We start from the raw sequence: 17,839 nt of genomic DNA, 5'->3' as shown, positions 1-17,839 counted from the left end.
CATCCCTGCCATTGATTACATGGCTCAAAGCTCAGAATTCAGGCAATCGTCGCGTGAATCTCATGATCCGCCAGCTTCACCGGCTTGTTGCCCGCATCAACAAACACTACAGTCGGCTTGTGCGCCGCCAGCTCCTCGGAGGACATGACAGCGTAGGATATAATAATCACTGTATCGCCAGGCTGTACCAGACGCGCCGCCGCCCCGTTCAGACAAATGACGCCGCTGCCGCGCGGACCCGGAATGACATAAGTCTCCAGACGGGAACCGTTATTATTATCCACGATCTGCACCTTCTCGTTCTCCAGCAGGTCTGCAGCTTCCATCAGATCTTCATCAATGGTAATGCTGCCCACATAATTGAGATTGGCTTCAGTGACCGTTGCCCGGTGGATTTTGGATTTCATCATATGTCTAAACAAGAGCGTGTGCCTCCTTAGGAATAAATACATTATTATCAATCAGACGGGTTCTGCCGAACTTCACGGCCAGAGCCATTATAACCTCTCCGCCCGCATCCGTCAGCCTGCTGCCGCCTTCCAGCTCTTCCAGATCAGGGAAGGTTAGAATCTCCGCATAATCAATGACCGCAAGCGGCGATTCAGCAATGACCGAGACCAGCAGGGCCCGTGCTTCATCTACGGTACGAATGCTGCCTTCTTCCATAGCCTGGCGCACCTCGCGCAGGGAACGGGACAACACCAGCGCCTGTCTGCGCTCCTCACTGCTCAGATAGACATTGCGGGAGCTGAGCGCCAGCCCGTCTTCCTCGCGCACAATAGGACAGGCGATAATGTCCACATTCATGTTAAGGTCAGACACCATCCGGCGGAGAACCGCTACCTGCTGGGCATCCTTCAGTCCGAAGAAGGCGTAATCCGGCTGCACGATATGAAACAGCTTGCTGACCACAGTAGTTACTCCGTCAAAATGTCCCGGACGCGAAGCGCCGCAGAGCTGCGACGTAAGCGAGGAGACCGATACGCCTGTACGGATCGGCTGCGGATACATCTCTTCTACACTGGGGATGAACACCATGTCCGCACCTTCACGTTCAGCCAGCGCCAGATCACGCTGCTCATCCCGCGGATAAGAAGCAAAGTCCTCATTCGGGCCAAATTGCAGCGGATTGACAAAAATACTCATCACCACCGTGCCGCTCTTCTCCCCTGCCTTACGCAGCAGACTGGCATGTCCTTCGTGCAGATAACCCATGGTGGGTACAAAACCAACGGGGCCATGTCCCCCTTGACGCATATATTCAAGCGCTTCGCGCATTTCAGCAATCGTTCGGATGACTCTCATGTTATTTCGCTCCTTTGCCGGCATTGCCGTATAAAGATTCCAGGACCGTCTCGTCTGCGCTGAACACATGCTCTTCCGCAGGGAATGAGCGGTCTTTCACTTCCTGAACATAGCTGGTGATACCTTCACGGATCAAAGTGCCGACATCGGCGTAGGTTTTAACGAATTTTTTCTCCCGGTAAGGTGAGGCATACCGCAGTACGTCATGGAACACCAGAACCTGTCCGTCACAGTAGCGCCCGGCACCGATGCCGATGGTCGGTATGCTGACCGCCTTGGAGATGGCTTCTGCCACTTCCTCAGTAACCAGCTCCAGTACCATGCCGAATGCCCCGGCTGCTTCCAGTGCCTTCGCTTCGTCCATCAGCCGCTGCGCATCCTTGGCATCCTTCCCCTGAATCCGGTAGCCGCCGATCATATTGACCGACTGCGGGGTCAGCCCGATATGGCCGAGCACCGGAACGCCAGCAGCTACAACGGCGGACACTGCGGAGCAGATTTCGAGGCCGCCTTCCATTTTGACCGCATGGGCTTGGCCTTCCTGCATCAGTCTGCGCACACCGCGCAAGGTCTCATCCACGCTTCCGTGGTAGGTCATGAACGGCATATCAGCCACTATAAAAGTATTAGGCGCCCCGCGCTTCACCGACCGGGTATGGTAGACCATATCCTCTATGGTAACCGGCAGCGTGGTGTCATAACCAAGCACGACATTTCCCAGGGAATCACCGACCAGAATCAGGTCGATTCCGGCTTCTTCCGCCAGCAGGGCTGACGGGTAGTCATAAGCGGTCAGCATGCTCAGGGGCACACCGTCCGTTTTCATTTTTTTCATCTTGATAATATTCAGTGCGTGTTTGTCTGCCATTGCTCTCATTCCCCTTTTCCATAAAATACGCGGTATCCGCGCAAACAAAAAAACCTTTTAGCATGGTCCGCTAAAAAGGTCCGAAGGGCAAAAAAGAGTCACTCGCGATCGTCCCTTCTGTCTCGGTCCTTACGGCTCAGAGCAGAATCCAACGTAACCGTTACATCCAGTTATGAAGGTACATCCGGTAAACAATTTCCTGTTAAAAGATTGAATTGCGTGAGTACAGCTCGCCATGCGATGCCGCCTCATGAGCACAGTATACCAAAAAAACACAAAAATAAAAACCTTAAAATGTGACATGGCCGCCCTCATGGTCGTGAGGAGCGGCCTTATAGACGTGTCTGCAAAGAAGCTGAAGGTGTATGCGGATCAAATTAAATCATTTCAATTTCGCCGGACAGTACACTCACTACCTCACCGGATTCGTTACGTAACAGCAGCCCGCCGTTATCGCTCAGTCCGACAGCAGTGGCTTCGGTGCGGCCTTGGGGAGTATTCACGTATACCTGACGCTCCAGTGTCACCGACATTGACTCCCACAGTTCCTTCACGGGCTGGAAGCCTTGCTCCAGATATAGATGATACAAATATTCGAGTTCCTCCAGCACGGCTTCCGCAAGCCTTGTGCGGTCTACAGGAATGCCCCCGCCTTCGATCAGCAGCGATGTACCGATCCCGCGCAGCTCCTCCGGGTAGTCATCCTCCGTCAAATTCGCAGCGATGCCGATACCGGCGATGCAATAATGCAGCCCGCCTTCGCGAAGCGAGGATTCCAGCAGGATTCCGCAGATTTTGCGGCCGCCGGCCAGCAGGTCATTCGGCCACTTGATGCCGGCCGGCACCCCGGTAACCTCACGGATTGCTGTGCAGACAGCCACTCCGGCGAGCAGCGTCAGCTGCGGAGTCAAGGCCAGCGGAAGATCCGGACGCAGCACCAGGCTCATCCAGATTCCTTTGCCGTGGGGGGAGTGCCATTTGCGGCCCATCCGCCCGCGTCCGCCGGTCTGCGCTTCGGCCATGACCGTTGTTCCTTCCGGGGCGCCGCCCTCGGCGAGTATTTTGGCTTCCTCCTGTGTGGAACCGACAGTATCCAGCCGCTGAATTCCTTTGGCCCAGCCAGGAACGAACGCCTCCCGTTTCAACACGCCGGAATGCTGCGCATGACCGCTATTCATCTCTATCCATCCTTTGCGCTGCTTGCAGCAGTAATTGGTTGTCATTGGCAAGGTCACCTGCCGCGACAGCCAGCAGAAGCTGGTTCAGCAATACGCCCAGCCACGGGCCGGGACGCTTCTCCAGCGCCGCTGTCACCTCATGGCCGCTCACCGCCAGCTCAGCGAGCGTACGGATCGGCATCTCTGCGGTCCAGGACCGCAGGAGGCTGGTGGTGACAGGGGACGCGGTGTCAGCCCCCGCCGCCTCAAGCACCGTCAGCCACCCTTCGGCGGCTGACTGGCCCTGGCCCAGCACGGCGGCGATCCACCGCCGCCGCAGCCGCTCCCCGGCGCCGGAAGCCTCCGGCCGCGCCGAGAGCAACGCCGCGTCCCAGGCTTCGCGGACGCGGAGCACGGCGACGACGCCGGTGCGCGTCGCCCCCGGGAACGTCCATGCCCGCAGGAGCTCATCGGCGCACTGCGCCGACGATCCCAGGGCATGCATCAGGAGCGCCCAGCGGAGACGGGCGCTCTCCAGGTTCCCGAGACCGGCGAGGCGGGCGGCGGCAGCCGCCAGGTCCCTGCCGGTCCAAGGGAACGGCGCTTTGCCGCGCGGCAGCAGGCCGCTGCGCAGCAGGAGCCCCAGCCCGCGCTGCGGGTGCGGGCCTTCCAGGATACGCTCCACCTCGGCGCGCACCCGCTCCACAGCAATATGCGCCAGCTTGTCACGCTGGCGCAGCAGACCGCGCCAGGTATTCTTCGCAATCGCGAAATCCAGCACGGAAGCAAAACGTACGCAGCGCAGCATCCGCAGCGCATCCTCCTCGAAGCGTTCCTCCGCTTCGCCTACACAGCGGATCACGCGAAGCTTGAGATCCCGCTCTCCCCCGAAAGGGTCAATCCGCCCGCCGTCAAGGCCGCAGCAGATGGCATTGATTGTGAAGTCACGGCGGCGGAGATCCTCCCGCACATCTCTGACGAAGACGACATGCTCCGGACGCCGGTGATCGGCATAGCCGCTCTCCGTCCGGTAGGTCGTAACTTCCAAGCTGTAGCCCTCCTGCAGCACAGTGATCGTGCCATGTGCCAGTCCGGTAGGGACACAGCGCGGAAACAGGGACATCACCTCCTCCGGCAGTGCGGAGGTAGTGATGTCTATATCATGCACCGGACGGCCCAGCAGCTCATCGCGCAGGCAGCCGCCGACGAAATAAGCTTCATGACCGCCTGCCAGCAGGCCGGCAACAACAGTCCCGGCGGCTCCCGCCATGCCGGGTGGTGCCATTCTCCATTCCATAACGGACTCCTTACCCCCGGATCGGGTCTAATCCGGATACCTTGCGCCCAAGCACACGGTAATAGATATCTTCATATTGATTGGTGATCATATCTCTGCTGAAATCATTACAGGACCGCTCCAGACAAGCGCGACGGAAGCTCTCAGCCATTGCTGCATCTGAGAGCAGCCGGATGGCATACTCTGCCATCGATTCTGTATCGCCGACTGGCGCAAGGAATCCGGTCTTGCCATGCTGAATCAGCTCCGGAATCCCCCCGGCCTGTGAGCCGATAGTTGGAACGCCGCAGGCCATCGCTTCCAGGGCGACCAGCCCGAAGCTCTCCTTCTCAGAAGGCAGCAGCAGCAGGTCTGCCAGCGAGATCACCTGGGCAATCTCGTCCTGCTTACCCAGGAAGCGGACATGATCGTCGAGGCCCATCTCGCTGATCTTGGCTTGAATCTTAGGCAGGTCAGGGCCTTCGCCGACCAGCAGCAGCTTGGAAGGCACCTGCCGGTTCACCTTGGCGAACACATCCACCACATCACTCACCCGCTTGACCGGGCGGAAATTGCTGATATGCATAAGAATCTTCTCATCCGGGGCCGCGAAGTCGCCGCGCAGATCCGTTACATCCCGGGGATAATAGACACGCTTATCCACGAAATTATAAGTCAGATCGATTTCACGCGTAATATCAAGCGCCCTGCGGGTCTCCTTGATCAGATCACGGGAGACTGCGGTCACCGCATCACTCTCGTTAATGCCCAGCCGGATCAGATCCTTCAGGGATTCATCCTGGCCCAGTACTGTAATATCCGTACCATGCAGCGTGGTAACCACTTTGATATCATTACCAAGGATCTGCTTGGCCAGAAAAGCACATACCGCATGCGGAACCGCATAATGTACATGGAACAGGTCCAGATTTTGCATTTTGGCTACCTGCGCCATCTTGGTCGCCAGCGCCAGATCATATGGCGGATAGCGGAATACATAATAATCGTTAACCTCTACCTCATGGTAAAAGATATTTTTCTGAAACGTTCCCAGCCGAAACGGGATGCTGTGGGTAATAAAGTGAACCTCATGGCCTTTTTCAGCCAATAGTTTGCCCAGTTCAGTTGCCACCACGCCCGAGCCGCCAAGAGAAGGATAACAAGTGATGCCTATCTTTAGCCGCTCCATAGCTCCGCCCCTTCATTTAACTTAGCTCTATTACTTCAAGTAACGATATGAATTAATTATAGTTGTTTTCCGGGCTTTGTCGAGTGGCGCCTTATCCGCGTGCAGCACTGAACAGATCTACGGTATACGGTACCTTACCGGCGAACCCTTCGGCATAAGGAATGAGCCTCCGCTGGCCGAGCAGCATGTCTCTGGAACGGACGCGCTCGATATACCCTTCCGTCAATGGCGTTGCAACGGCATCATCACCCGGAGCGAGTCCAAATTGGGAACGGTAGCAGGACAATGCCTGCTCCTTCAGCGGATACTGCGCAGTCACATCTACGATTAGATCCGTCCGTCCGAGATCATTAATGAAGTAGAAATATAATTGCGGCTCGGGGATAGCGGGCTTGTCCGGCATATATTTGCGCAGCTTGGCATTAAATACCGCTTCCTCCACCAGCTTACTGCAGGCAATATGATCAGGATGGCGGTCTTCCCAGTAAGGGGCAAATACCATAGACGGGGCATAGCGGCGGATTTCCGCTGTCACAGCCGCCAAATGGTCCTCTGTCATATACAGGCCGCGGTCAGGCAGCCCCAGATTACTCCGCAGCGCAGCGCCCAGCAGTGCGGCAGCCTGCTGTGCTTCCTGTTCCCGCAGCTCCACCGTGCCGTTCGAGGACATCTCTGCCCGGGTCAGATCGCACATTCCTACCTTGAAGCCGGCAGCAGTATGCTTGGCAATCGTCCCTGCCATGCCGATCTCGGCATCATCTGCATGCGCGCCGAATACCAGAATGTCAAGCTTCATGACTCGTCCACACCCGGCTTGTATTTATGTACCAGCTCACGCCAGCCGAAATCTCCCCGGTCAATAGCCTTCACCAGAATTTCTGCTGTAGCAATATTCGTGGCCACCGGAATCCCGTACACATCGCACAGACGGAGCAGCGCTGTAATATCCGGTTCATGCGGCTGGGCCATCAGCGGGTCACGGAGGAAAATAATTAAATCCAGCTCATCCGTAGCCACCATCGAGCCGATCTGCTGGTCGCCGCCAAGCGGCCCCGACATGTAACGGTGAATGGAGAGCTTGGTCACTTCCATGATACGCTGGCCCGTGGTTCCGGTGGAGAATAATTTATGACCTTCAAAAACATGCTCATAAGCAGTTACGAAATTAACCATTTCATCTTTTTTGCGGTCATGTGCGATAAAAGCAATTTTCAACATTCTGTTTCTCTCCCCGTCTATTCTATAAAATGCTCAAAACCGTAAATCAAGCCGGTATAGCCCATCACCTTTTGAATCCCGAGCTTGACTCCAGGCATATACCCCGCGCGCTCATAGGAGTCATGACGGATCTTCAGGGACTGTCCGAACCCGCCGAATACAACCTCCTCCTGGGCAAAAACACCCGGAAGACGCACACTGTGAATACGGAAGCCGTTATAATACCCGCCGCGTGAGCCTTCAATAATCTCTTCTTCCTCCGGATGTCCCTGGCGGAGCTCCTGCCGCGCCTCAGAGATCATCTCTGCCGTCTTAATCGCTGTTCCTGAAGGAGCATCCAGCTTCTGGTCTCCGTGATATTCGATAATTTCGAGATGAGGGAAATACTTTGCGGCCTGGGCAGCGAATTTCATCAGCAGAATCGCACCGATGGAGAAGTTAGGCGCAATCAGTCCGCCGATTCCCTGCTCCTCGCATTGCTTGTCCAGCCCGGCGATCTGCTCCGGCGTGAAGCCGGTGGTACCGATAACCGGACGGACGCCGTACTTGACCGCCAGCGCAGTATTGCTATATGCAGAGTGTGGAATCGTAAAATCCACCATTACATCGGCCTCTGTGTCTGCAAGCGCAGTCTCCAGATCCGAAGTCACAACTACACCGCAATCCTCAAGGCCAGCCAGCCGGCCGGCATCACTGCCATGTGCAGAGCGGTCAACCGCTGCCGCCAGCTCAAGTTCATCATCCTGCAATACCAGCTTCACAACCTCTTTGCCCATTCTGCCTCCAGCTCCGGAGACAATAACTCTGATCTTGTCACTCAAATGAATTCTCCCCGCTTTCCCTGGCTCTGTTATTATTGTATATAGTGTTGCAGCGATTTCTGCAGATCCTTCATCAGCAGACGCAGTCCGCTGTCATCCGGGTGCAGCGACATGACTTCTTTCAAAACTGCAATCGCCTGCAGATGTTCATTCATCCGGCTGTGCGCAATCGCCAGCCATACATAAGCATCCCCGTAGAGAGGGTCAAGCGATACGGCTTCCTTCAGCAGCGTAATCGGATGGTACGGATTCACACTGTCCGCTGCTTCATCCTCCAGCAGCCGCTTCGCTTCCTGTACAAGCTTAAGAGCCTGCAGATGCTGAAGATGCAGCTGGTACTCCGGTTTGGTTCCATCCAGTCTGCGTGCGGCTACAGCATGTTCAAGCGCTTTATCCAGCATGCCGCTGCGGGCATAGGTAATAGCGCAGCGGTATCTGACTTCCGCATCATCGGGACTTGCGGCAATGGCCGCCTCGAACAAGGTGATGGCCTCAGCAAAGTCACTGCGGAGTATCGAGCGGTAGGCAGCTTTAACATAATCATTATGGTCCATATCCTCACCATCCTTACGGCTAAATCCCGTTCGTTTGGTACAGCATATGTAGCATAGGCCTAATCGGTGTTTTTGGGCGTCCAGCGCCCGGCATCACGCGTATTGAATTTGTGCATAACCTTATTATGGGCCTCAGTTAAGTCGATACCGAGTGAATTGGCGAAACAAACGGTAATGAAGAGAATGTCGCCCAGCTCCAGCTCAATCGAATTATCGGCTTCATCCGCTTTTTTCGGCTTTTCGCCGAATTGATGGTTGACTTCGCGCGCCAGCTCCCCGACTTCCTCGGACATCCGGGCCAGCATCGACAGCGGACTGAAGTAGCCTTCTTTAAACTGTGAGATATAGGCATCCACCTCACGCTGAATGTCACCAAGACTTTTATCCATAAATTGTCGTTTCACCCCCGTGTGTTCTTGCCTTCTGTTTGCCCCTATGTTATCGTAAAGACGTTTTGAAGACAAATCTTTTTTGCAATGCCGCCTGGAGCTAACATGCTCTCCGGGGGGATCATTACATATAAATTGCCCATTTAGAGGCGTAGGCGAGGGATGTTATGAGTTCAACCATTAAAATCAGCACAGTCAGCAAAACAGTGGCCCCCATCATGCTGGGCACGGCCATCTACGCATTCGGACTCCTGTATTTCATCATTCCCAACCAGCTGATGGAGGGCGGAGTTACCGGGATTACCATCCTGCTCAATTACGCCTTTAACATCCCGATCTTCTTAACGACACTGCTGCTGAACCTTCCGCTCTTTCTGCTCGGCTGGAAGGTGCTCGGGGCGAATCAGATCGTCTATACCGGACTCGGCATCGGCTCGCTGTCTTTTTTCCTCTGGTTATTCGAGCGGATGATTAAGGCAGGCTGGATTGTGACGTTCAGTACCGAGCATGATTTTATTCTTGCTTCATTATATGCAGGGGTTACCCTGGGTCTGGGTCTGGGGATTGTCTTCCGCTTCGGGGGCACCACCGGGGGTGTAGATATTGTGGCACGGATACTCGGACGCAAGTTCGGCTGGAGTATGGGACAGATTATTCTGGCCGTGGATATCATCATTATCGGGGCTTCCCTGCTCTACATTCCCCGTGAAAAAATACTGTATACGCTCGTGGCGGTCTTCATCGCCTCACGTGTAATTGATTTCATCCAGGAAGGGGCGTACGCCGCCAAAGCCTTCACCATCATCAGCGACGAGGCTCCGCAGATTGCAGAGCTGATCACCGTAGAAATGGATCGCGGCGTTACCTTAATCCCGGCGATCGGCGCTTATTCCAAGCAGGCGAAGCATATGGTCTATTGCGTGGTCTCCAGACAGGAGATCCGCCGGCTAAGCCTGCTGGTGAAGTCAGTGGACCCTAAGGCCTTCGTCATTATCAGTGAGGTTCATGACGTTCACGGCGAAGGCTTCCGGGAGACCTGAACTATACACACATAAGGGCGGACCCCACAAGCCGGCAATGGCTGCTTATGGGGTCCGCCCTCTTTGTATCCTCTGTTGCCGCCGCTCAACCCTACACGGTTTTTAAATTCCCCTTCTGGCCGCGGTACTTACGGTAAGCTGTATACACGAGCACCGTAAGGATGAACGCGCCTGCCAGCAGAGCCCAGCCCCCGTATTGCTGCGGAGCCAGCGGCAGAGACAGGACCGGCTCGCTGCGGTCCTTGCCGAACATCACTCTTGCTGCATCCTGCCCGTAGGATACAATCTCCAGCAGGCGGGCCCGTTCCACGGGCTGCTCCGAGCCTGCAACCCCACCTGCGTAAGACATCCAGGAATCAAAGCTGCTCACCGCCTCAGCAGGCCGGGAGATGATCACCGCAGGCCGGATATTCGCATACCGGCTCTGAAGTCTTGCCAGCGCCGCTGTCCAGCTCTTCAGATCATTCGCGGCGGCGCTTTGCTCCATATCGTTCAGATCCTCACGGACCAGCTTATAGTACTGCAGCCACATGGGCTGGCGGGGGTGATTCAGGCTGTTAGCGGCAAGCCGCAGCTTCGCCGCAGCCGCTTCCCATCTCTCCGGGGACGGCTGGGCCGCAGCCAGTGCAGACTTCATGTCCAGGATCACGGAGGATAGTGCATTGACCCCCTCTACTGAGGTCATCCCTTCAAAGGACGAAGAGATGAAGATCTGCGAGACCTGCTCTGCCTCCTGGCGGGCCTTCAGCACATCGCCTTCAAGCACATAGCCGTACAGAGCTTCCGCAGCCTGCTCCAGCCGCTGCGCTCCGCTTCTGGCCGTGAGAGCAGCGGGATCACTGGGCACACTTCCGGCTGCTTCTATGTAAGCTGTACTTCCCTGGTCTGCAGCGGCATCCCCTGCTTCAGCCTGAACACGGCCTCCGCTGATACCGGCCAGCAGCCAGCACAGCATGATTCCTGACAGTATGAATACTTTTCTGCGCGGCATAAGACATCCCTCCCACCTTAATGTATGGCGGAAGGACAAGAGTTAGAACAGAGGCTCAGTGCTTCATGGCAGTTCTGTCCGGAAGTGCGGGACGTCTTGTCCGGCCGCAGAACAGCCAGGCAGCAGCCGTACTGAACAGTGTAAGCCCCATGGTGAAGTACTGAACAGCGGTAAGATCATCATCAAGCACAGAAGGCAGCCAGGGATACACGCCTTGTGAATAATCCACTACATCATTAGCGAACGTCCACGCAAGCGCCACAGGCAGCATTCTCCGGAAGGTGAAGAACCGGGCATAGATCAGAGCTTCCACGGCCATTCCGGTATGGGAGATCATCAGCATCCAGTCCTTCCAGGTGAGGGAATCTCCCTGATAACCGCCGGCCACAATGATGCTGACCGCCCATATTCCGTACTTCACAGAGGTTAGGACTGCCAGCGCTTCAATCAGCTCACGCACCAGCGTCCCTGTAAGCCCTCTTGGCGGATACAGCAGCAGCAGTAATGCAGCCGTGAAGAACAGACTGGCCGTAGGGCTGTCAGGAACGAACGGCAGGAGCCAGAGCGGTTCATTCTGCGCCGTGAATGTGAGCTGGTTGCCGTACCACATATACCCGTAGACCGTTCCGAGCAGATTCACGATAAACAGCAGCCATATTATTCTCCGGTCCCTAAATAACTTCTCAAACCAATGACCCGGCATATGTACAACTTCCCCCCGACTGTAGCAGCTTCATTTCAATACAACACTGATTTCATTACAACTCTTATGACATAACAAAGACCTGAGCGCATACACGATCAGGTCCTGCGTTACTTTATTTTACTGTCCGCTTTTTTGTTTGGCAAGCCAGCCGGCCAGCTCATCGATATCCTGCTCGGTCAGCCCTGCTCCCATAGCTGTCTCCACCATTGGCGGCATCTGACCCTTACCTTCTTTTATAATAGTAAGAATCGCCGCCTTATCATGCTTATCGCCTACACCCCGAAGCGAAGGAAAACTGCCGGAGCCCTTCATATCTACCGCATGGCAGGTTATACAGGTTGCTTGCTTATAGAGTGCCATCGCCGGATCATCCTTGTCCACAATGGCAATATCCTTCGGCTTGACGGCGCTGGTGGTTGGCAAGCCAGCCGCCCTGTTCTCGGCCGCTTTCTCCTCGCGCTGAACATCCTCTGGAATCTGGCCGGTTTCAGCCATCTCATGCTTGTATTCTGTCCAGGCTGTGTTGGTCAAATAGACGATTGCCGCGAGGGACAGGAACATCAGCGAGGACGCAATCGGCCTGCGGTAGAACCGCCGTTCGGGGCCGGTATCCAGGAAAGGCGCCAGCAGCAGCGCCCCGAAGGCCACGCCTGTCACGCCCAGCGTTCCCAGCACGATATAGTCACCTGATGCATAAGGAAGCTTCAAATACTGATAGAGAAAGAGAAAATACCAGTCGGGAATCGGAATTACCGTTGCTGCCGGATTGGCAGGGAACCCGAGCGGAGCCGGCTCCGAGATGGTCAGAACCAGAATTCCCACCAGCACCACTACGCCAACCATCCATTCCTTGAGCAGAAAGTTAGGGATAAAGGCTTCCGATTTGCCCGGATACGCCGTATAATCCGGCGGGGTAATGAATCCGTTTCCTCTGCGGACCCGGGAATCCCCGACGAATATCACCTTCTCTTTGGAGTCGTCTCCGTGTGCCATGACCGTGCCTCCTATACGTTATTTTACAGCGGACCGGATATGCCTTGTCTGCGGATCATAATGAAGTGCCCGACAAGCAGTATAAGCAGAACCGCCGGGAGGAAGAATACATGTAAGGCGAAGAACCGGGTCAGCGTCTCGGCGCCGGCAATGCTGCCGCCTTGCATCAGCTCCTTGAGCACCGGTCCCATGAACGGAACCGAATTGGCGATCTCCAATGTAACCTTGGTGGCGAAGTACGCCTTATTGTCCCATGGAAGCAGGTAACCAGTAAGTCCCAGTCCCAGCATGACAAAGAAAATCAGCATCCCAACTACCCAGTTCATCTCGCGCGGGGCCTTATACGAACCGGTGAAGAACACACGCATCGTATGAAGGAACATCATGACAATGACGAGACTCGCGCCCCAGTGGTGCATGCCGCGGACGATTTTACCGAAGGCGACCTTGGTCTGCAGATATTCCACGCTGGCGTAGGCATTAATGATATCCGGGACATAATACATGGTCAGAAACATTCCTGAGAGGATCTGTATTACAGTGATAAAGAAGGTTAGTCCGCCGAAGCAGTAGACAAAGGCTGAAAAGTGGTGTGCGGGATTGACATGCTCGGGGACCTCGTGGTCGGCAACATCTCTCCAGATCGGTGTAATATCCAGACGTTCGTCAATCCAGTTATATACGTTTTTGAACACGCCGTTCACGCCTCCTTCGCCGAAACAGTATTAGGGACGATTTCACCGAGATATACCCAGCCTCCGTCAATCTTGGTGGTGTACTGGTCCAGCGGCTTGGCAGCCACGGCCAGTTGCCGGCCCTGCTTCGTATAGCGGGCGCCATGGCAAGGGCAATGATATTCATCGGGATGCGCCTTGTTGTTATTCCAGCCTACGGTGCAGCCCAGATGCTTGCAGATCGGTGAAAGCGCATAAATATCTCCGTTCGCGTCTTTACGGATCCACGCCGTAAGCATCGCTGTACTGGCATACCATCCGTCCTGCTGCGGAAGCTCGAAGGTGAACTCCTGGGGCTCTTCTGTAATTTTGGACGCTTCCGCTACCTTGATGAATTCTCCCTCGCCTTTTTTCTGCAGAATCGGATCTACAGCAAACCGGACCATCGGCAGGATAACTCCGGCACCCATAAAGGCGGTAGCCCCGCCTAGTGTGTAGGTCAAAAACTGTCTGCGTGACATCTCGTTTCGGCTGGGCGGTTCTTGCGGAAGTGACTCTTCTTCTTCATTAAGGCTGCTCATACTGTATGTAACCCCCTTTTCAAAATGTGAGAAGGCACCTGCAGAGTTGTTGCATAGGTTTTTTAGGTAAAAATTCCGTTTTCAATGAAAAATATCACAGTTCATATAAGTTCATCCTAATCATAGCTTAGGGTCTAAAACCCGTCAAGAATATTGTCTAAATTGTGACAGGCGTTTAAGGCCGTTTTTTGATAAATTGTTGATTTTCCGTCACATTTAACTCATTTTTCATTCTGCCACAGAGCCTGGATTTCACTCCGCACATATGCGCTTACCGGGGCTCTCGTATCGGCAGCTATCTCAGGCAGGCAAAGGAGTAAATCGCTTTCAAATACCTCCTCCCTGCGCAGCCCCTCATTGGCAGACATCACGATGGCATACTGGAAGCCGCTGGATTTGACTTTCCGGCAAAGTTCATTCAACAAAGCTGTCATTCCAGGCCCTGCATACTGTACCGCCGGATAAGTCACGACCCGCCCCTTGTACGGTTGTTCGGCCAATTCCAGGAAATCACGCTGCCGTTCAAGTAACTTTACTGTCTCAGGCGGAGTCTCCGTGCCTTGAAGTCCGCTATAAGGAATAATGCAGGTATCATAGTATTGTCCATCGGTCTCCCAGGCTCTACTGTCAAAATCACTGAATTTCATAGATTCGCCCCCTCTAGCCGCATTCCGCAGCATGCATTTAACTTTAAAAGCATCATAAACAAGTGTATATGGCTTGGCAATCCTTATATAGCAAAATAACCCCACAAAGTGGGGCTTTAGCTTAGATGATGACTCAGGTACTTTGCGGGGACCCCAAAACATATAAATTCTTATCTTCCAAAAAAAGAAATGCGCCAGGCGCATTTCTCTATGCCAAACTTTTCAGTTCTTCAGTCAGATTCCGGAAAGCCGCCTCATCACCAGCAGCCAGCGCCGTGTCGATCTTCCGGTACAACATGTCGGTACGACGCTTTCTTAACGCTTCATCCCACACCATTTCCGCAGCTAGCCCCAGCATCACTTCATAAGTAGCCTTCATTTTGTCCATTCGATACACCTCCGCTGTTTAAGAAATTCCGTATTCCAATGCTTTTTTCACATAGCTTTCACTTGTGCGTGCCATCCTCAGCAGATCCTGCTCAGTCAATTCACGGACCACTTTGGCCGGTGTGCCCAAGGAGAGCGTGTACGGAGGAATGATTGTGTTCTCGGTTACAATGGAGCCGGCTCCTACTAAAGCATATTCACCAATCTCTGCTCCGTTCAGTACAATTGCACCCATTCCGATTAATGTGCCCTTGCCTATCCGGCAGCCGTGGATGATTGCTGAATGCCCGACCGAGATGTCATCCTCCAGCACCAGCGGCAATCCGTCCGCCACATGGCCGACCACACCGTCCTGGATATTGCAGCGCTCCCCGATGATCACCGGCGCCAGGTCACCGCGAAGTACAGCGTTGAACCAGACACTGGATTGTTTGCTTATTCTTACATCGCCAACGAGCTTAGCGCCTTCCGCCACATAGACCGTTTCGTCAAGCTGCGGTATGTAACTCCCATAGGCAATCCGCATCTCTCTCCTCCTTACCTGAGCAGATGCTTCGGCACAGCCGCTTCACATCCCCAGGGTGTCATCATGACCACTGTTCCTGCGGCTTCCTCACCAAGCTTAAGCATGCCCAGATGCAGCATCATCCGCAAGATTCGCTGTTCGAGAATGGAAGCGGCATCATCGTAATAAAAGGGCTTGATCAGCCAGCCGATTCCTTCTGACAGCGAGGCTGTGGTCACCCATCTGCCGGCACTTAGACTAATCCAGTAGACCAGCGAAGGCAAATTGGGAATAGCCCCTTTATACAGTCTTAACCAAAAGGAGAATAACTGCATCAGCTTTTCCGATTTCCCCTCCGCCAGAAAATGCTCGCCTGCCGCTGTAAGCTGCAGCCTGTAGCCCTCCTCGGAGATCCAGCGGCGGTGGCGGGCATAATCGTACAGCAGGGCAAATCTCGGCGGATAATGCTCACAAGCCCTGCCGTAGCCGAACCTCCAGCCGCCCTTGCCGAGTAAAGGCTCTGCAATCTGCAGCGCATTCATCACTCCCTGCTGATTGCGCTTATAGAGTGCGCCTTCCTGGTTCAGCTCAGGTTCATTCTCCTTCACATACCGCAGGAACAGCAGCAGATCTCCGGCCAGCAAATCCCCCTCCCCCCTGTACACCGCCGGCTCCGGGCCCGGAACAATCCGCTCCTGCAAATACTGGCCCATCTGCTCACGGAAGCGCTTCTTCAGATCCAGCGGCACCTGGAACAGATACCGGCTCTGCTGGGAAGCTCCGCTGAACAGCCAGCCGCTGTTCTTAAGCCGGCTGACCAGCTCGCGGTAGTCACCGCTTTTGCCGGGCGGGGCATCGAAGGAAGCCTGCCTGGCCGCAGCCAGGAGATCCTCCAGGCTGAAGTGGCTGCGTTCATCGAAGAGCAGGCTGTTCAGCAAACGCAGCTCTCCCGGGGAACTCCCCTTAATATGGGACTCCATGAACTCCCGGCTGCCCAAGGTGATCAATATACTCTGAATCAAATCATGTTTGGAATTCCGTTTGCATTCACACTGATAGCGTCCCGCAATGGCGGTCAGCTGACCAATGTCTGCATAAGTGAGCATATCCGCCAGATTCATCTCTCATCGCCTCACTGTTTTACTACCATTATGGGAAATACAGCCCTTTTTATTCCTTCTGCCGCAAAAAAAATAACCCGAAGGGTCGGGTTAATGCTGTTTTTGTAAAATATGACGGGTACAGTTGTACAATAAAGGATTCCATTCCTGCTCGTTCTTCTCCAGAATCGTGAGTGAGAGATTGCCGAGCCGTTCCGAATATTTGTCTTTGTAGAGTGCGGTGTAGAGCTGTGCAAGGAATCCTCCATGGGAGATGACCAGGACATTCTTACCCGGGAACCGGGCCGTAATATCCTCCAGGAACGCAAGCCCCCGGACCTGAAGCGCCTCATCGCTCTCCTGTCCCAGAGACAGCAGCTTCCAATCCTTGCCCCACTTGGCTTCACGGGCTTCGGCTGTCATGCCCTCCACCTGGCCGTAGGCTCGCTCACGGATACGGTCATCCGGCTCAAGTAAAGGAATGCCCAGCTTGGCCGCTACGATCTTGCCGGTCTCTGCTGCACGGGACAGACTGCTCGTAATACAATAGTCCCAGTGATAAGGCTCCTGCAGCAGCCGGTCACCCAGCATCTCAGCCTGCCGCCTGCCTTCATCATTCAGCGGAATATCACTTTGTCCCTGAATTTTACCTACTGCATTCCAATCCGTCAGCCCATGGCGTATTAAGCCGATCAGCATCGCCTATCACCGTTCCCTTCCCTATTTATGTTTGCTTAATAATGTAACACGAATGAAAACAAATGTCTTCTTTTTTAGAACAAGTGGAAACACATACATTCTTGTATTCAAATCAAAAACCCTCTTCTCCATGCTCGGGAAGGGGGTTCTCATTGTCTGCGGTACCGGTTCAGACGGACCAGCAGGAATATGGATAATCCGACGCCCAGCGTCGACAATACCATCCAGTACTGCGGATGTGCAGGGCCCATACTGGCCACCAGCGGCTCAATAATCCCGCCCTCAGACTCCACCGGATATGAAGAAGACCAGTCCAGGGTTAAGCCTGCCACACCTGTCTCAACGATCCCGCTCTGTGCCGCCGTCGTATTCGAGGGGGTCTTGAACACAGTGAAATATAGGAAGCTTGAGATAAACACCGCTAAGAAACAGGCAATCCAGAGGCTTAAGCGATGCCGGAATACTGTAGAACTCCCCGCAGACTTCCCGTCACCGGGCATAAGCCAGGGGCTCTCCAGATAAATCCGCTCCATAACCTTACTGTTAATCGCTTCTGCCCGCTCATCGCTGACATCGAATCTTGTATCCTGCATAAGCTCACTGGTCTCCTGCCACAGCGCCCATTCGGCACTGCAGTAGGAGCAGGTTGCGATATGTCTCTCAAGTCTAATCCGCCTGGGATCTGTGGGGGGAGCGTCCCACAAATGTGGAATGGAATCCTGCGCTTCCCTGCAATTCA

23 protein-coding genes are annotated in these 17,839 nt (G+C 54.5%); 1 reads left to right on the top strand and 22 read right to left on the bottom strand.

Going from position 1 to position 17,839, the window contains the following annotated elements:
• Positions 1-38: 38 nt before the first annotated feature.
• The 11 genes from panD to MKY96_RS08250 all read right to left on the bottom strand — a co-directional run bounded on the left by panD (position 39) and on the right by MKY96_RS08250 (position 8,777).
• Entirely contained in the window at positions 39-422 is a 384-nt protein-coding gene (panD, locus tag MKY96_RS08300) for an aspartate 1-decarboxylase (RefSeq protein ID WP_036727238.1), read from the bottom strand.
• Positions 415-1,305 carry a pantoate--beta-alanine ligase gene (gene panC / locus MKY96_RS08295; protein WP_340939724.1) on the bottom strand — a complete coding sequence of 297 codons (891 nt, stop codon included), beginning with the start codon at positions 1,303-1,305 and terminating at the stop codon, positions 415-417. The genes panD and panC overlap by 8 nt, the downstream gene beginning before the upstream one ends.
• A 1-nt stretch (position 1,306) precedes the next feature.
• Positions 1,307-2,173, bottom strand: a complete 867-nt coding sequence (gene panB, locus MKY96_RS08290; RefSeq protein ID WP_340939723.1) for a 3-methyl-2-oxobutanoate hydroxymethyltransferase — start codon at positions 2,171-2,173, stop codon at positions 1,307-1,309.
• A gap of 377 nt (positions 2,174-2,550) precedes the next feature.
• A complete protein-coding gene (locus MKY96_RS08285) occupies positions 2,551-3,351 on the bottom strand; it encodes a biotin--[acetyl-CoA-carboxylase] ligase (RefSeq protein ID WP_340939722.1) in 801 nt (266 codons plus the stop codon).
• Entirely contained in the window at positions 3,344-4,627 is a 1,284-nt protein-coding gene (locus MKY96_RS08280) for a CCA tRNA nucleotidyltransferase (protein WP_340939720.1), read from the bottom strand. Before MKY96_RS08280 ends, MKY96_RS08285 begins: the two co-directional genes overlap by 8 nt.
• A gap of 10 nt (positions 4,628-4,637) precedes the next feature.
• The gene (gene bshA / locus MKY96_RS08275; RefSeq protein WP_340939716.1) at positions 4,638-5,795 is read right to left on the bottom strand and encodes an N-acetyl-alpha-D-glucosaminyl L-malate synthase BshA; all 1,158 of its coding nucleotides are present in this window, start codon (positions 5,793-5,795) and stop codon (positions 4,638-4,640) included.
• Positions 5,796-5,886: 91 nt separating this feature from the next.
• Positions 5,887-6,591: a bacillithiol biosynthesis deacetylase BshB1 gene (bshB1, locus tag MKY96_RS08270; protein WP_340939713.1), complete on the bottom strand. Its 705-nt coding sequence runs from the start codon at positions 6,589-6,591 to the stop codon at positions 5,887-5,889.
• Positions 6,588-7,013, bottom strand: coding sequence for a methylglyoxal synthase (gene mgsA / locus MKY96_RS08265; RefSeq protein ID WP_036727258.1), 426 nt, complete (start codon positions 7,011-7,013; stop codon positions 6,588-6,590). Before mgsA ends, bshB1 begins: the two co-directional genes overlap by 4 nt.
• 17 nt (positions 7,014-7,030) lie before the next feature.
• Positions 7,031-7,834 (bottom strand): 4-hydroxy-tetrahydrodipicolinate reductase, encoded by an 804-nt coding sequence (gene dapB, locus MKY96_RS08260; RefSeq protein WP_340939710.1) that lies wholly within the window; start codon positions 7,832-7,834, stop codon positions 7,031-7,033.
• A gap of 32 nt (positions 7,835-7,866) precedes the next feature.
• Positions 7,867-8,388: a tetratricopeptide repeat protein gene (locus MKY96_RS08255; RefSeq protein WP_340939708.1), complete on the bottom strand. Its 522-nt coding sequence runs from the start codon at positions 8,386-8,388 to the stop codon at positions 7,867-7,869.
• Positions 8,389-8,447: 59 nt separating this feature from the next.
• Positions 8,448-8,777, bottom strand: a complete 330-nt coding sequence (locus MKY96_RS08250) for a nucleotide pyrophosphohydrolase (protein WP_036698080.1) — start codon at positions 8,775-8,777, stop codon at positions 8,448-8,450.
• Between the two features lie 167 nt (positions 8,778-8,944).
• Between MKY96_RS08250 and MKY96_RS08245 the strand changes: the two genes are divergently transcribed.
• Complete coding sequence (locus MKY96_RS08245; protein ID WP_200869567.1) at positions 8,945-9,817, top strand: YitT family protein; 873 nt, start codon at positions 8,945-8,947, stop codon at positions 9,815-9,817.
• A gap of 91 nt (positions 9,818-9,908) precedes the next feature.
• Here the strand turns inward: MKY96_RS08245 and MKY96_RS08240 are convergent, their stop codons facing one another.
• The 11 genes from MKY96_RS08240 to MKY96_RS08190 form a co-directional block, all read right to left on the bottom strand.
• Entirely contained in the window at positions 9,909-10,808 is a 900-nt protein-coding gene (locus MKY96_RS08240; protein ID WP_340939706.1) for a sporulation protein YpjB, read from the bottom strand.
• 55 nt (positions 10,809-10,863) lie between these two features.
• Positions 10,864-11,511 (bottom strand): DUF1405 domain-containing protein, encoded by a 648-nt coding sequence (locus MKY96_RS08235; RefSeq protein ID WP_340939704.1) that lies wholly within the window; start codon positions 11,509-11,511, stop codon positions 10,864-10,866.
• A 120-nt stretch (positions 11,512-11,631) separates the two neighbouring features.
• Complete coding sequence (locus MKY96_RS08230) at positions 11,632-12,507, bottom strand: menaquinol-cytochrome c reductase cytochrome b/c subunit (protein WP_036727265.1); 876 nt, start codon at positions 12,505-12,507, stop codon at positions 11,632-11,634.
• Positions 12,508-12,530: 23 nt separating this feature from the next.
• Positions 12,531-13,202, bottom strand: coding sequence for a menaquinol-cytochrome c reductase cytochrome b subunit (gene qcrB / locus MKY96_RS08225; protein WP_036727267.1), 672 nt, complete (start codon positions 13,200-13,202; stop codon positions 12,531-12,533).
• 5 nt (positions 13,203-13,207) lie between these two features.
• Entirely contained in the window at positions 13,208-13,762 is a 555-nt protein-coding gene (locus MKY96_RS08220) for a ubiquinol-cytochrome c reductase iron-sulfur subunit (RefSeq protein ID WP_036727269.1), read from the bottom strand.
• Positions 13,763-13,983: 221 nt separating this feature from the next.
• Positions 13,984-14,409, bottom strand: a complete 426-nt coding sequence (locus MKY96_RS08215) for a DUF2487 family protein (protein ID WP_340939700.1) — start codon at positions 14,407-14,409, stop codon at positions 13,984-13,986.
• Positions 14,410-14,617: 208 nt separating this feature from the next.
• Positions 14,618-14,797 carry an IDEAL domain-containing protein gene (locus tag MKY96_RS08210; RefSeq protein WP_036698090.1) on the bottom strand — a complete coding sequence of 60 codons (180 nt, stop codon included), beginning with the start codon at positions 14,795-14,797 and terminating at the stop codon, positions 14,618-14,620.
• Between the two features lie 18 nt (positions 14,798-14,815).
• Positions 14,816-15,322 carry a gamma carbonic anhydrase family protein gene (locus MKY96_RS08205; protein ID WP_340939699.1) on the bottom strand — a complete coding sequence of 169 codons (507 nt, stop codon included), beginning with the start codon at positions 15,320-15,322 and terminating at the stop codon, positions 14,816-14,818.
• A gap of 11 nt (positions 15,323-15,333) precedes the next feature.
• Positions 15,334-16,422 (bottom strand): hypothetical protein, encoded by a 1,089-nt coding sequence (locus MKY96_RS08200; RefSeq protein WP_340939698.1) that lies wholly within the window; start codon positions 16,420-16,422, stop codon positions 15,334-15,336.
• 90 nt (positions 16,423-16,512) lie between these two features.
• Positions 16,513-17,100, bottom strand: coding sequence for a histidine phosphatase family protein (locus tag MKY96_RS08195; RefSeq protein ID WP_339310367.1), 588 nt, complete (start codon positions 17,098-17,100; stop codon positions 16,513-16,515).
• 149 nt (positions 17,101-17,249) lie between these two features.
• A complete protein-coding gene (locus MKY96_RS08190; protein WP_340939697.1) occupies positions 17,250-17,693 on the bottom strand; it encodes an anti-sigma factor in 444 nt (147 codons plus the stop codon).
• Positions 17,694-17,839: the final 146 nt, after the last annotated feature.

The sequence above is a fragment of the Paenibacillus sp. FSL R7-0302 genome, from assembly GCF_038006885.1.
Lineage (GTDB): Bacteria > Bacillota > Bacilli > Paenibacillales > Paenibacillaceae > Paenibacillus_AQ.
The sequence above is the reverse complement of the archived record's forward strand: the minus strand, read 5'-3'. Positions and strand labels throughout refer to the sequence as shown.